This is a genomic window from Desulfococcus sp., from assembly GCF_050178255.1.
GTDB lineage: Bacteria > Desulfobacterota > Desulfobacteria > Desulfobacterales > Desulfococcaceae > Desulfococcus > Desulfococcus multivorans.
The window spans coordinates 1-13,049 of sequence record NZ_JBFXGG010000017.1 but is presented as its reverse complement, the minus strand read 5'-3'; the positions used below and the strand labels follow the sequence as shown (position 1 = coordinate 13,049).

Genomic DNA, 13,049 nt, shown 5'->3' with positions numbered 1-13,049 from the left:
GGAGACATTCATGACCAACAATCTGGATATTCTTCATATTGTCGCGGAGGCCGGTTACATGGTCCAACTCGTCCTCCTTCTGCTCCTCTTTTTCTCACTGACATCCTGGACCATCATCCTCATCAAGTACCTTTATATGCGCAGAGCTTTCAGACAATCGGAAGCCTTCACAGACATTTTCTGGGAAAGCCGAGATTTGTCCCTTGCTTATAAGGAGGCCAGAATTCTGGACGGCAGCCCCCTGGCGAGGGTCTTCAGCATCGGATACGTCGAACTCAAAAAACTCCGCCAGTCAAACAACAAATCCACCGGTGAAGACGGGAATTCGCTCATCGAAAAATTTACCGGCATCGACAACGTCAAGCGCGCCCTGAGACGTGCCATCACCACCGAGACCACCCGCATGACCCAGATGATCCCATTCCTGGCGACGGCGGGCAACACGACACCGTTTATCGGACTTTTCGGAACGGTTTGGGGGATCATGGAATCCTTTCGGGGTATCGGGCAAAGCGGCACGGCCAGTCTGGCGGTGGTCGCGCCCGGCATATCCGAAGCCCTCGTGGCCACGGCGGCCGGGTTGGCGGTGGCCATTCCGGCCGTTATCGCCTTCAACTATTTCATGCAGCGCATCCGGGTGATGGAATCGGAGCTTCAGAGTTTTGCCGCCGACTTTCTGAACATCATCGAAATCGACATTCTTCCGGCAAAGGGTAAACGATAATGGCCATTGAAAGCAACAGCGACCGTCTGATGTCCGACATCAACGTCACGCCTTTCGTGGACGTGATGCTGGTGCTGCTGATCATTTTCATGGTATCGGCTCCGATGATGACCCAGGGGGTGGATGTTGCCCTTCCGGAGGCAGTGTCGAAGGCCCTCCCCTCCGATGCCGAGCAGCTGATGGTGACGGTCGACGCCCAGAACACGATTTTCATCAACGATTATGAGGTTTCCCTTGATTCCCTGCAGGAGAAACTGATAAAAATTCTCGATGGATCCCATGACCGTCAGGTCTATTTCCGGGCCGACAAGGACATCGCCTACGGTATGGCTGTTCGGGTCATGTCTGAGATCAAAGGCGCCGGTGTGGAAAAGCTGGGGATGGTGACGGAACCTCTCGGCACCAACCGGGACACCCCCGGCAAAAAGGCCGCCGCATCCCCGACGGATACGGACAGGATGTCCCGCACGGGGATAAAGCCTGACGCGAAACGAAAGAACGCCGCGTCCAAAGATAGAGTTTAATGAAAGAACGTTCCAGAGAAAACCGGTCTCCCTTCAACGGTCATACCGTCGACACCCGCATCCTCACTTCGTCCTTTATCGGATCCGTCCTGGTTCATGCGATACTCTTCGGCATGCTCTTTGTCGGCTTTGACCGCAAACCGAAAATCGAGGCACCCCCGGCGGCCATCAACGTCACCATGATCTCTCCCGGCGAGCTTCCCCAGTCGGGACCTCCCGCAGGCGCGCGGACGAAAAACAGGAAGTCGGTGCCTGAGGCGCCCGTGGTAACATCGGAGGACCCTGACGTCATGGCGTCCGAGGAGCCCGATACCGCCGTCGAAGCACCGGAACCCGCTGCACCGGAACCGCCGTCACATGCGGAAACGGCGCCGGCTCGGCAGCCCGAGGTATCGGAAGCGCCGGAGCCCGTCGTCAAAAAGCCGACACTCAAAAAGCCTGCGGACATCCCCAAGCCGATGCCCCCCACATCCAAGGAGCAGGTGGTCATCAAAGAGGCTCCAAAAGTTGAAAATACACCTCCGGTCAAGACTGCAACGCCGAAAAAGCCGAAAACCGCGGAACCGAAAACCGTTGTTGAGCCTAAACCCGATATGACGGATGAAAAGCCAAAAACCGCGGCGTCCAAACCCAAGGCGGCCCAATCCGAGCCCAAGGTGATCAAGCCCGGTAATGAAACCCGGAAGACCGCCGGGACTCGGAAGTCGGCCGTAACGCCATCGGCCGATCGGGCGGAATCCATTAAAGAGGCGATCGAGAAAGTCAAGGCACGGACCAGGCAAGGATCCGGGTCCGGCTCTGGATCCGGATCCGGGGGCACTGCCCTTGCCGCCAAGGGGACCGGCGCCGGCAGCGGCGGGAGTGATCGGACCGGCCGGGGGGCCGTCAGCGGAAAAGGAGCGGCCGGAGGGATGATGGGCGGCATCAGTGATATCTACAAGGCCCAGATATCCTATCAAATCGAGCGAAATTGGGCTTTTTCGGCCAATCTTGCCGCCGGAAGGAAGGACCTTAAAACAATCCTCGTCATTACCATTCTCCCGACGGGGAAGATTCAAAATCTCTGGTACGAACAACGCTCAGGCAATAATTTCCTGGATCAGTCCGCCTATAATGCGGTCATGAAGTCCGACCCGCTGCCGCCGCTGCCGAAGGGACTTTCGGAGTACACTATTGCCTTGGTATTCACCCCCACGGGATTGAACTGACTCATCCAACCGCATCCGAAAACAGGTGATAAGGACGATCGATGATAAAAGACGTATGCAAGACAGTATTGATGGGCGTGGTGTTCTGGCTCGCCTCTCTGAGCGTTGCTTCGGCCCAGTATGACTATATCGACATCCGGAATCCGTCACTCAAAAAAATTCCCATCGCCATACCCGCCTTTCGGGTTTCGCCGACGGACTCGGCAGTCGCTTTGAAAAGCTCGAACCAGATTGCCGAATACCTCGATTTCACCGGTTTTTTTAAGATCCTGGACCGAGGGATGTTTTTGATGGATCCCCAGAATCCGGAAACCGACCGGGCGACCGTCAAGTTTCAAAACTGGAAGACCATCGGTGCGGAATTATTGGTCACCGGGAACATCCTGACACAGGGAGATCTTGTCGATATGGAGCTGCGGCTCTTTGATCCCTTCAAGGGAGAAATGCTGATCGGCAAACGGTACAAAGGGTGGAAAAAGGACATGCCCCAAATGCTGCGCCGTTTCTGCAGCGAGATCATTTATCTGCTGACCGGGAGTTGGGGGGTCTTCGACAGCAGAATCGCGTTCGTCTCCACGGCAACGGGCCACAAGGAGGTTTTCACCTGCGATTTTGACGGCAGCAATCCCAAACAGATGACGCGATTCAAATCCATTACGCTGACCCCGGCATGGGGAATGGACGGTTCGTGGATAGCTTACACTTCCTATGCCAAGGGCCGACCCGATCTTTACATCCTCAATCCCACTGGAAAACAGGGCACCATCGTCTCAAAAAAAGGATTGAACACCACGCCCGCCTGGGTACCGGGTCAGTTCAAGCTTGCGGCGACCTTTTCCTTTTCGGGAGATCAGGATATTTATCTGTTGACCGGCGACGGGAAAATCATTAAACAGCTGACAGAGAACTGGGGTATCGACACCTCTCCGACCTTTTCACCCGACGGTCGCAGGATGGCCTTTGTTTCAAACCGTTCAGGAACTCCTCAGATCTACATCAAGGACATCGGATCCGGAAAAGTCGAGCGCCTGACCTATGAGGGGAGATACAATACCCAGCCCAACTGGTCGCCTAGAGGAGACAAAATCTGTTATACAACCATTGAAGGCGGAGAAATCAATATCCATGCCATGGATCTGAAAACCCGTCAGGCGGCACGGTTAACCTATCATGCAGGTAAAAACGAAGCCCCGTCATGGTCGCCCGACGGCACCCTGATCGTTTTCAGTTCAAATCGAGAAAAAGGGATATCCCGGATATACGTCATGACGGCATACGGAACAGATCAACGACGTCTGATCCAGATGGGCGGGGAGCAATTCACGCCAAGTTGGTCCCCTAAAGCCGCCGGAAACTGAACGCCTACCGGCAGATATCACTTTGGCCAATAATCCGTAGTTCAAGATACACTCTACAATTTTATCCAGGAGGAGAAGTTATGCGTGGGAAATGGTGGATCATTCTGGCTGTTTTTCTGGTCATTCCCGGTCTGTTGACAACGACGTCCTGTTCCAAAAAAATGGTCAAGAGCGATGGCATGACCATGGCGGGAGAAGGTGCTGTTTCCGACGAGGCATCCGCAGGCGATACAGGCTACGCTCAGGGAGGGCTTGATCAGGGAGGCCTTGATGAGGAAGGTCTGACCCCCGAGCAACGGCGGGCTAAAGAGCAGTTCCTGAACGAGCACATTTATTTCGAATTCGACAGTGATATTCTCTCCGGCGAAGCCCAGTCCATCCTGATGAAAAAAGCGGAATATCTGCAGGACAATCCGAACCGGAGCGTCACCATCGAAGGCCACTGTGACGAGAGAGGCACCACCGAGTACAACCTGGCATTGGGAGATCGCCGCGCCCAGAGCGTCAAAAGATATCTCGAGACATTGGGAGTTGCAGCATCACGGATGACGCCCGTCAGCTACGGCGAGGAAAGCCCTGCCGATCCAGGCCATGACGAAGAAGCCTGGGCAAAGAATCGACGCGCGCAGTTCGTCTTCAATTAATCCTCGAATCCTCGAAAACGGGCAGGACGTACTATTGCCGGCCTTTCTTGAGCGCCGGCAATAGGCTTTTTCCGCATCTTCATATTTCACGAATATCACGACGGGATAACGGCAATGAAACCAATCCGGATGACATGTCTGGCGACCACCCTGATTTGCGGAATGATGGGTTGCGCAAGCCAAAGCGATATCAGAATTCTTGAAGACCGGGTGATAGCCCTCGAGCGGCGAAACCTGGAACTTCAACAGCAAACCACGGAAGATATTGATGCCAAGGCGGCGGCATTGAGAAATCAGTCCGCCAGTCTCCAGGTGGCAACAGATCAGGTCCGAAATGAAATCCAGGCCCTTGACGGGAAACTCGAGGAAACCCGCTATCAGCTCACGGAACAGACGCGGACCTCGGAAGATGTTTCCCGGCGGCTCACACGGATTGAGGACATTCTCCAGATTCCGGTTTCCGATATGGCCTCAGGATCTACTGTTTCCGGGAGCAACGCACCTTCTCCGAGTGCTCCCACTACGCCCGCAACCCAAGGAGCAGCCGCGATCGCCGCCACTGAAAACGAACTCTACCAAACGGCCAAGCAGGCCTTTGACCGAGGAGATTTCGATCAAGCCCGCCAAGGCTTTCAAGAGTTGCTCCTGCAATACCCCAACGCCAGGAATGGAGACAGCGCGCAGTTCTGGATCGGTGAAACCTTTTACCGACAAAAGGAATACGAGCAGGCCATACTGGAATATCAGACGGTGATCGAAAAATATCCCAGCGGGAAAAAGGTTCAGGCAGCTTTTTTGAAACAGGGATTCGCCTTCGCCGGCATGGGAGACAAGGCCAATGCACGGCTGATCCTCCAGGAGTTGATCGAGAAATATCCGGGCTCGAGCGAAGCCAAAATCGCTCGCCAGAAATTGAGCACCCTCTGATGTCGCCTTCTCCCGCCAACGGCAGGATCGGGTTCCTTGCTTCCCCATGTTCACGGTGATCGGTATCGATCCCGGTCTGGCGGATACGGGAATCGGTGTCGTCAGAGGGCGAGGAATGACGGTGAACGGATATGCCTACGGCAGTATATCCACACTGCGCTCACAAATGCTTGCAGACCGTTTGGAAAGAATTTATACCAAACTTTCGACGGTCCTTCGCGAAGAACAGCCGGATTTGATGATCGTCGAAGATGTTTTTTCCCTTGAAAGATTTCCCAAATCCGGCATCACCCTTGGAAAGGTCACCGGAGTGATTCTGCTGGCCGGCCGGCAGGCTGATATTCCCATAAGGGAAATTCCGGTTCGGGAGGCCAAAAAGGTGCTCACGGGAAACGGCGGTGCCGACAAGGCTCAGTTGGAAATGGCCGTACGCCGTATTCTGGGAAGATCGATCCGGATTAAACCCTTTCATGCCTCCGACGCGCTTGCCCTGGCACTCATCGGTTTGTTCAGACACGACTCCCGAACATGTCAGGATCGTTGACGCCTTGTCGTTCAACCCACAGGATATCCACACGCCATGATCGCATATCTCGAAGGAACTGTTTTTCAAAAGGAGGATGATCGTATCCTTCTTCTGGTGAATCACGTGGGCTATGAGGTAATGCTCCCATTTTTTGTCATGAAGACGCTGGATGCCGCAACGATAGGGGATCAACTCGCACTCTTCATTTACTACCACCATACCGAGCGTCAGCCCGCACCGATTCTGATCGGTTTCAACTCCGAGCTTGAGAAGGAGTTTTTTCTGCAGTTCATTTCCGTCGAGGCCATCGGCCCCCTTAAAGCCGTCAAAGCCCTGAATCAACCCATCAGCGATATCGCCAATGCCATCGAAACCGGTAATACGACCCTACTGAAGAATCTCAAAGGCATTGGTGTACGGACCGCACAGAAAATCATCGCCACCCTTGGCGGCAAAATGGGCAAATTCACATCCGTTCCGGGAGAGATTTCCCCGGAATCGGGAGCGGCCGAGGCATTTGTCGAAAAAGTGCTGGATGTGCTGGTGGAGCAACTGGGGCATAAAACCATTGAAGCCAGGCAAATGATCACGGAGGCCCTGGACCGGAATCAGGGCATTACGACCCCGGAACAACTTTTTGATGAAATTTATCGGGGGAATATGGTAAAATCCTTATTATAACTCAACGTTCGACTTTCACAGACCGGTGCCGGAAGGATACGGCCCCCGCCCGACGCGGTTTCGTTCAAGTGCCGCTAAAGCTTGCTCCGGGCGGCCTGGAAACTCGCCGGCGCTCAAACAGTCCGGGCCGCTGATCCCCCGCGACGCTTAAGCGGCACTGAGACGCACCGCTGAATGGGCTCGGATCGTATCCTCCCGGCACCTCCATCCGGTTATCATCATGACCGTCGAAAGTTGAAATTATAATTTGGTAGGGGGCATGAAACACAATCAATGGCCAGTAAAATCCTAACCTACTCAACCGATCCGGAAGGTATCCTTACCCCAAAACCCCTGTCCATGGACGAGGAACCGGAAACCCTCTCTCTCAGACCCCGTGCCCTGTCCGACTACGTTGGTCAGCCTGAAGTCGTAGAGACCCTCGAAATCGCCATAACGGCCTCAAAAAACAGAAGCGAGCCCTTGGATCACGTCCTTTTTCACGGCCCGCCCGGCCTCGGCAAAACCACCCTCGCCCACATCATCGCCAACGAAATGGGTGGAAACCTCACCGTCACCTCCGGCCCCGCCCTGGAGAAGGGGGGTGATCTCATCGGCATCCTGACCCACCTCTCCGAAGGGGACGTCCTCTTTGTGGACGAGATTCATCGAACGCCTAAAACGGTCGAAGAGTTCCTCTACCCCGCCATGGAGGATTTTGCCGTAGATTTTGTTTTTGATAAGGGTGTTCATGCCCGTAGTCATCGCTTCCGCCTGAACCGTTTCACCCTGGTGGGGGCCACCACAAGGGTGGGCCTGCTGTCCGCCCCGCTGCGGGATCGTTTCGGAATCTTCAGAAGTCTCGACTTCTATACCGAAAAGGACTTGATCACCATCGCCAAGCGGTCGGCGGCGCTTCTCGACGTGGCGATCGATACATTCGGCGCAGCGGAACTGGCCCGGCGGTCCCGGGGAACCCCCCGCATCGTCAACCGGCTCCTCAAACGCGTACGGGATTACGCACAAGTCCGCGGCGACGGCGTCATCTCGAAAGCGACGGTGGCTCAAGCGCTGACCCTCGAAGGCGTCGACGAAGCGGGACTGACCGCTCTGGATCGCCGATACCTGGAAACCATCATCCGTTTTTACAGCGGCGGCCCGGTGGGCATCGAAGCCATCGCAGCGACGTTGCAGGAAGAGACGGACACCCTCGTGGATGTCGTCGAACCCTACCTGCTGAAAACAGGTTTTGTCACAAGAACCAGCTCAGGCCGCCGAGCCTCCGAGGCCGCCTGCAGACATCTCTCCATCACCTGCCGCAAGGATCCCCTCTTCGATCGGGAGGAATAGACGAGGATGCTGCTGTGAACTGTGCGACATTGTTGACGGATTTTGGATTATCCGATGAATACGTCGGGGTCATGAAAGGCGTCATTCTGACGCTTCATCCGACCGCCACAATCATCGATATCAGCCATGACATCCCGCCCCAGGACGTTTCCGCGGCCGCGCGAATGATCCGGGCCGCTTTCCGCTATTTTCCGGAGAAGACCGTGCATGTCTGTGTCATCGATCCGGGAGTAGGCACTGACAGGCATATTCTGGCGGCCAATGCGGGCGGCCACCGTTTTATCGCTCCGGATAACGGCATTCTTTTCCCCCTGCTTCAGGAAGCGGCGGTCGAGACCCTCGTTCGCGTCGACAATTCCGATTTTTTCCTCCCAAAGGTCAGTCATACCTTCCATGGTCGGGACATCTTCGCTCCGGTAGCGGCCCATTTGCTTCGGGGCGTGTCCACCGAAGCCCTGGGTCCCCCGATTTCGCTTCAGCAGATGGTCCCCATCGAGCTTTCGGCACCTCGAAGATTTCCCGATGGAACCCTCGTGGGCACCGTCATCGGGGCCGACCGTTTCGGCAACCTTCTAACCGACATCCACCACCTTGATCTGGACCGGCTGGCACCATCGGGGGCGCCCTTTGAGATTCAGATCCGCGACATCAGGCTGCCGGGCCTTTCCCACGCCTATGGCGCTCCTGATGCGAAAAGGTGCCTTGCCCTGATCGGCAGCCGGGGTTATCTCGAAATCGCCGTCAGCGGCGGCAATGCTCACCAATGTCTGGACGTCGGAATCGGCGATGCGATTCATATCCGAAGACGAAAGGCGACGCCGTCAACACAGTGATGTTGATCCTCATCCTTTCGAAGATGCCCAATGAAATTCCGCCCACAACGGAAAATGATCGGATGGATAACGTCCGTCAACGGTATGGTAAATCACCTTGGCACAGTTCAGCCGAAGATCGCCCCGATAGAGTATCCAATCAATGTGATCACCGATCCGGGCTCCTGAAAATCCGTGGTGCGTTGCCGGATAAGGCGGCTCGAAGGCGTTACGGAATCGGCGCCCATCCGCCGTGCCCGCCTCCGGATCTCCCTCGATAAACACTTGGTGGCAGCGACTTTCCGGAGATGCATTGAAATCTCCCGTCAGAATCGTCGAGGCGTTGAGCTCCAGACGGTCAAGGCGATCCAGAATGACCGCCGCACTGTCGGCCTGCACCTCTTCGTTGAAATCGAAATGGGTATTGACGCAAACCACCTGCCGCCCTTTTCTCTCGAAAACGGCCAGGGTGCATTGCCGAGGCCATCGGCTTTTTCGAAAACGGCTCGGGATATCCGGGGTGGGGCTCAGAAAAAAATGGTCGACATGATGACACTGCCACGGTCGTCGATAAAAAATGATGTTGTTCTGCCAGAAGGGGGGCGCGGGGGTCCGCCGGCCCACGTGGTCATAATCGGGAAGCATTGCCGCCAGATCATCGGCCTGAAAATTGTTCACCTCTTGAAAGGCCTTGAAATCAGACGGATACTGTTCTATCAGAGCGGGGAACACCGCTTTCCTGAAACGCCAGGCGTTGGGCCCGTCATCTGCAAGACCGAATCGGATATTGAGCGAAAAGACCGAAATCGTATCCAGCGTCATGACGTCAAGTGCTCCGGCCGCTGTCGACTGGATTCAAACCGGCGGATATGAACTGAAAGATCCTCCGGCGTTGTGCCGCCGGAGAACCCTCGGAATTGATCGAATGTTACATCGGAAAAGGGCAGTTCCAAGGCCGTCCTCAGTTGGGCGAAAATGCCCAGATAGGTTTCGAGAATCCGTCGATCCCAGTCGAGGCCGATGCGATCGGCCAGCCCGGGGATGGTCTCCCGTTTCCCCTCGATTTCGAGAAATTCTCCAAATGGCAGGGTATCCATGCAGATAAGGCACTCCCCCATCACGAATGTCTCCCGCCATTTCTCGTAAATCTGGACAGGATGAAATCCAAGGGCTTCGAGAATCTGTGTCGTGACGGCAAAGTCACTGACCTCGATCTCGAGTTCCTCGAATATCTTAAACCGCTCCCGGTCCTGAGCCGAGATGCCGGGAACTTCCGATTTGAAGGTCAATCTGGCACGGCGGTCTTTTCGTAACCGCAACAGGGCGTTCCGCTCCAAAAGGCTGTTTGCCTTATCTTCGAAACGAATATTTCGCTCAAAGATTCGACCGTCGGAACGCCCCCCCAACACTTCAATACGATCCAGAATCTCACCGCGAGAAAGCAGGCTCGGATCCAGGTAAAACTTGACTTCGATTTCAAGGGACATTAAAAATGTTTCCTGTGCATTATGGATAGCAAGATAAAAGATTCCGATGGAGCCATTGACGCTCCGATCGCACCAGCGGCCGATGGATATGGCCTTCCTGCCGTAACGCCCATCCGTATCGCCCGTTTTTCGGTCGAAAATCCGTTTACAAGTTCAGCAAAGTTTAGTAAAGGCGAAACGTCATGTCAATTCCCGGATGATAGTGGGGGCATTATTTTTTATTGACAATATGCAAGTCTTATTCTATGTATATCTGATTATATAAATGACAGGGAGTGGAATACGGTGAAAAAATATACATATAGCGCCAAAGAATCAGACAAGATCGGCAAATGGTATGTCGTCGATGCCAACGGCATCGTATTGGGCAGATTGGCAAGCAGAATCGCACATCGAATCCGCGGCAAGCATCATCCATTGTTTACACCCCATGTGGATACCGGCGATAATATCGTCGTTATCAATGCGGACAAGATCGTCCTGACCGGCCGCAAAATGGAGCAGAAAACCTACTACCGGCACAGCGGTTATACCGGCGGACTGACGGCGACCACTGCCAAAGAATTGCTGAACAAAAAACCGGAGGACATCATCCGCTTCGCCGTCAAGGGAATGCTGCCCAAGAACAGACTGGGTAAACGGTTGATCAAAAAGCTGAAGGTGTATTCCGGCAGCGATCATCCACACACCGCGCAGCAACCCGAGGTTCTGGAATTCTGATTCAAATCTGAAGATCCCTTGTTTAAAATCACTGATCCAATCGATTGAGGCAATTCATGGAAAAAGAAACGGTTTTTTACGCAACAGGAAGACGCAAAACGGCAGTAGCCAGAACCTGGATAAAACCCGGCAGAGGGAAGATCCTGATCAACAACCGGGAAATCGGGGATTACATTCCAACGGAATCGATGCGGCTGACCCTGATCCAACCGCTTAACATCACCAATAATATAGACAGCTTTGACATCAACGTCACCGTGTCCGGAGGGGGTATATCGGGACAGGTCGGCGCGATTCGTCATGGCCTGACGCGGGCGCTCATCGAGATGGATCCGGATTTGAGACCGATTCTGAAAAAAGCAGGTTTTGTGAAACGCGATCCTCGGGTCAAGGAGCGGAAAAAATACGGTCAGAAAGGTGCAAGAGCGCGCTTCCAGTTCTCGAAACGGTAGTCTCTTCTTACACCCTTCGTTCTTCGTTTCTCCAAGGGAGCAGATATCATATTCTGCTCCCTTTTTTTGCCGCACCCACCAAGGGAAAAAACGCCGTCGGTCCGACCTATCGGTCTCGCTTTTTCCATACCGGCGACCGCTTTTCCAGAAAGGCGGAGATGCCTTCCCCGGCATCCATGTCCATGCTGTTGACCACCATGGATTCCGTCGCATAACGATAAGCCGCAGCCTCGGCCAGATCGCAGGCCGCCCCCAACTGACATCCGGCTGCAGTCGCGATGCCGTGCACCTGAGCGATTACCGGCTGCGGCAACGCCTGCAAGGTGAGCATCATTTCGGAACACGCCATAAAAATCTGCCGTAGGCGCCCGACTTCGGACATGACGTCGGTCAATTCCCTCAAATTGTGTCCGGCACAGAAAACCGGGCCGTTTCCACGGACGACGAGCGCCCTGATATCCTCACGGTTCCGAAGTTGATTCAATTGGGCCTGAATCGTCCCGATCATCTCCAGGGAGAGTGCATTTCTGGTTTCGGGGCAATTGAGCGTCAACCATCCCACATTGTTCTTTTTTTCCCATAAAACAACATCCATTAAAAACTCCTTTCAGAAAGTGCCGGGGCAAAACGAGGGGGAAACTCAAATTTCGACTTTTATCGGCCGGTGCCATGAAAGTCGAAAGTTGAAAGGGAAATATAAAAAGCGAATTGCAGCTGCGGGAAACCGGGCCTGCAATTCGCTTTTGTGTACAGCGGTCTGATGCGATACCTCAGATGGTCATTTCAGATTTTCCGTCTTCAGATATCGTTTCCGTAGAATGTTGATCCGGAACGGAGGCCCCGGGTTCAGGTGCCTGTTCAGGGGCTGCCGTCCCGGGTGCGGCGCCGGTAATCGCCTGGGCCCCGTCCAGGATACCCTTGACGGTCTCAAGCCGTTTTTCAACGATCAAAGCTTGTTGCTCGGTCAAATCGAGGGCCGCAGCCTCCTGAAGGATCTCGAGGGCTTTTTGAAGATCCGCCGGGCCTCCCTTGGCAATCGCCGCATCAGCCCTGAAAAGCGTCTCCATGAAAGAGACCCTGATCAGCCGCGTTTCCACCGCATTCCGATATTCATCGTTAAAGGCAAAAGTCTGCGCTTCCATCAGGTATGAATGGATCTGCTCAAGGTCTGGCGCCTCCTCTGCGAAGAGTGCGTCGGCTTTTGAAATATAATGGTCCAGGATCAGTGTGAGCGCTTCCGTCCGGGTATAGACATCCTTGAGGGCAGACGGCATGGACATTCCGGAAAGCTTGGCAATCCGAACTGTTCCAACCGGAGAGAATCGGCCCTTCCACACCGCCAATGCATCGCCGTCGGATCTCAGGTAATATCGGGAGTGGTTTGAGAAACTGGCAGCCACGATCAAGGTAAAAACGACCGCCAGACAGGCAACCGTATACCGGACGGCTTTTTCCACTGGATCGGCCTTTTTTTTCGCCCTTGCCTTCTCCTCGGCGGCTTTCCGCTCCGCCTCGGCCTTCTCGGCGGCAGCCTTCTCCTCGGCGGCTTTCCGCTCCGCCTCGGCCTTCTCGGCGGCAGCCTTCTCCTCGGCGGCTTTCCGCTCCGCCTCGGCCTTCTCGGCGGCAGCCTTCTCCTCGGCGGCTTTCCGCTCCGCCT

At 54.7% G+C, this 13,049-nt stretch carries 16 protein-coding genes; 12 read left to right on the top strand and 4 right to left on the bottom strand.

Annotation, left to right across the window (positions count from 1 at the left end):
• Positions 1 to 10: 10 nt before the first annotated feature.
• The 10 genes from tolQ (at position 11) to AB7S84_RS05320 (ending at position 8,754) form a co-directional block, all read left to right on the top strand.
• Positions 11 to 724, top strand: coding sequence for a protein TolQ (tolQ, locus tag AB7S84_RS05365; RefSeq protein ID WP_020877195.1), 714 nt, complete (start codon positions 11 to 13; stop codon positions 722 to 724).
• Complete coding sequence (locus AB7S84_RS05360; RefSeq protein ID WP_428153287.1) at positions 724 to 1,248, top strand: ExbD/TolR family protein; 525 nt, start codon at positions 724 to 726, stop codon at positions 1,246 to 1,248. The genes tolQ and AB7S84_RS05360 overlap by 1 nt, the downstream gene beginning before the upstream one ends.
• Positions 1,248 to 2,456 carry a TonB C-terminal domain-containing protein gene (locus AB7S84_RS05355; protein ID WP_428153283.1) on the top strand — a complete coding sequence of 403 codons (1,209 nt, stop codon included), beginning with the start codon at positions 1,248 to 1,250 and terminating at the stop codon, positions 2,454 to 2,456. Before AB7S84_RS05360 ends, AB7S84_RS05355 begins: the two co-directional genes overlap by 1 nt.
• Positions 2,457 to 2,497: 41 nt before the next feature.
• Positions 2,498 to 3,814: a Tol-Pal system beta propeller repeat protein TolB gene (gene tolB / locus AB7S84_RS05350; protein ID WP_428153281.1), complete on the top strand. Its 1,317-nt coding sequence runs from the start codon at positions 2,498 to 2,500 to the stop codon at positions 3,812 to 3,814.
• Between the two features lie 80 nt (positions 3,815 to 3,894).
• Positions 3,895 to 4,458 carry a peptidoglycan-associated lipoprotein Pal gene (gene pal / locus AB7S84_RS05345; protein ID WP_020877191.1) on the top strand — a complete coding sequence of 188 codons (564 nt, stop codon included), beginning with the start codon at positions 3,895 to 3,897 and terminating at the stop codon, positions 4,456 to 4,458.
• Between the two features lie 114 nt (positions 4,459 to 4,572).
• Positions 4,573 to 5,385, top strand: coding sequence for a tol-pal system protein YbgF (gene ybgF, locus AB7S84_RS05340; RefSeq protein ID WP_020877190.1), 813 nt, complete (start codon positions 4,573 to 4,575; stop codon positions 5,383 to 5,385).
• A 46-nt stretch (positions 5,386 to 5,431) separates the two neighbouring features.
• A complete protein-coding gene (locus AB7S84_RS05335; RefSeq protein ID WP_020877189.1) occupies positions 5,432 to 5,929 on the top strand; it encodes a crossover junction endodeoxyribonuclease RuvC in 498 nt (165 codons plus the stop codon).
• A gap of 36 nt (positions 5,930 to 5,965) precedes the next feature.
• On the top strand, positions 5,966 to 6,592 hold the full coding sequence (gene ruvA, locus AB7S84_RS05330; protein ID WP_020877188.1) for a Holliday junction branch migration protein RuvA: 627 nt from the start codon (positions 5,966 to 5,968) through the stop codon (positions 6,590 to 6,592).
• Between the two features lie 273 nt (positions 6,593 to 6,865).
• Entirely contained in the window at positions 6,866 to 7,921 is a 1,056-nt protein-coding gene (gene ruvB / locus AB7S84_RS05325; protein ID WP_020877187.1) for a Holliday junction branch migration DNA helicase RuvB, read from the top strand.
• 14 nt (positions 7,922 to 7,935) lie between these two features.
• The gene (locus AB7S84_RS05320; protein WP_020877186.1) at positions 7,936 to 8,754 is read left to right on the top strand and encodes an SAM hydrolase/SAM-dependent halogenase family protein; all 819 of its coding nucleotides are present in this window, start codon (positions 7,936 to 7,938) and stop codon (positions 8,752 to 8,754) included.
• Between the two features lie 9 nt (positions 8,755 to 8,763).
• On the opposite strand, the gene AB7S84_RS05315 is transcribed toward AB7S84_RS05320, so the two are convergent.
• Together AB7S84_RS05315 and AB7S84_RS05310 are read right to left on the bottom strand one after the other, a co-directional pair.
• Entirely contained in the window at positions 8,764 to 9,555 is a 792-nt protein-coding gene (locus AB7S84_RS05315; RefSeq protein ID WP_020877185.1) for an endonuclease/exonuclease/phosphatase family protein, read from the bottom strand.
• On the bottom strand, positions 9,552 to 10,220 hold the full coding sequence (locus tag AB7S84_RS05310; protein ID WP_020877184.1) for a class IV adenylate cyclase: 669 nt from the start codon (positions 10,218 to 10,220) through the stop codon (positions 9,552 to 9,554). Before AB7S84_RS05310 ends, AB7S84_RS05315 begins: the two co-directional genes overlap by 4 nt.
• Positions 10,221 to 10,505: 285 nt before the next feature.
• Between AB7S84_RS05310 and rplM the strand changes: the two genes are divergently transcribed.
• Positions 10,506 to 10,940: a 50S ribosomal protein L13 gene (rplM, locus tag AB7S84_RS05305; protein WP_020877183.1), complete on the top strand. Its 435-nt coding sequence runs from the start codon at positions 10,506 to 10,508 to the stop codon at positions 10,938 to 10,940.
• A gap of 56 nt (positions 10,941 to 10,996) precedes the next feature.
• Complete coding sequence (gene rpsI, locus AB7S84_RS05300) at positions 10,997 to 11,392, top strand: 30S ribosomal protein S9 (protein WP_020877182.1); 396 nt, start codon at positions 10,997 to 10,999, stop codon at positions 11,390 to 11,392.
• A 106-nt stretch (positions 11,393 to 11,498) separates the two neighbouring features.
• Here rpsI and AB7S84_RS05295 read toward each other — a convergent pair whose 3' ends face one another.
• Together AB7S84_RS05295 and AB7S84_RS05290 are read right to left on the bottom strand one after the other, a co-directional pair.
• The gene (locus tag AB7S84_RS05295) at positions 11,499 to 11,987 is read right to left on the bottom strand and encodes an enoyl-CoA hydratase-related protein (RefSeq protein WP_428153274.1); all 489 of its coding nucleotides are present in this window, start codon (positions 11,985 to 11,987) and stop codon (positions 11,499 to 11,501) included.
• Between the two features lie 175 nt (positions 11,988 to 12,162).
• Positions 12,163 to 13,049, bottom strand: an 887-nt coding sequence (locus AB7S84_RS05290; RefSeq protein WP_428153272.1) for a hypothetical protein, incomplete at its 5' end; no start/stop codon positions are given.

What these genes read in the sequence shown, in the direction of transcription:
- AB7S84_RS05355 (WP_428153283.1), top strand. Translation starts at nt 1,248, where the DNA reads ATGAAAGAACGTTCCAGAGAAAACCGGTCTCCCTTCAACGGTCATACC.
- ruvA (WP_020877188.1), top strand. Translation starts at nt 5,966, where the DNA reads ATGATCGCATATCTCGAAGGAACTGTTTTTCAAAAGGAGGATGATCGT.
- AB7S84_RS05335 (WP_020877189.1), top strand. Translation starts at nt 5,432, where the DNA reads ATGTTCACGGTGATCGGTATCGATCCCGGTCTGGCGGATACGGGAATC.
- AB7S84_RS05295 (WP_428153274.1), bottom strand. Translation starts at nt 11,987, where the DNA reads ATGGATGTTGTTTTATGGGAAAAAAAGAACAATGTGGGATGGTTGACG.
- ybgF (WP_020877190.1), top strand. Translation starts at nt 4,573, where the DNA reads ATGAAACCAATCCGGATGACATGTCTGGCGACCACCCTGATTTGCGGA.
- pal (WP_020877191.1), top strand. Translation starts at nt 3,895, where the DNA reads ATGCGTGGGAAATGGTGGATCATTCTGGCTGTTTTTCTGGTCATTCCC.
- ruvB (WP_020877187.1), top strand. Translation starts at nt 6,866, where the DNA reads ATGGCCAGTAAAATCCTAACCTACTCAACCGATCCGGAAGGTATCCTT.
- tolQ (WP_020877195.1), top strand. Translation starts at nt 11, where the DNA reads ATGACCAACAATCTGGATATTCTTCATATTGTCGCGGAGGCCGGTTAC.
- rpsI (WP_020877182.1), top strand. Translation starts at nt 10,997, where the DNA reads ATGGAAAAAGAAACGGTTTTTTACGCAACAGGAAGACGCAAAACGGCA.
- AB7S84_RS05315 (WP_020877185.1), bottom strand. Translation starts at nt 9,555, where the DNA reads ATGACGCTGGATACGATTTCGGTCTTTTCGCTCAATATCCGATTCGGT.
- tolB (WP_428153281.1), top strand. Translation starts at nt 2,498, where the DNA reads ATGATAAAAGACGTATGCAAGACAGTATTGATGGGCGTGGTGTTCTGG.
- AB7S84_RS05310 (WP_020877184.1), bottom strand. Translation starts at nt 10,220, where the DNA reads ATGTCCCTTGAAATCGAAGTCAAGTTTTACCTGGATCCGAGCCTGCTT.
- AB7S84_RS05360 (WP_428153287.1), top strand. Translation starts at nt 724, where the DNA reads ATGGCCATTGAAAGCAACAGCGACCGTCTGATGTCCGACATCAACGTC.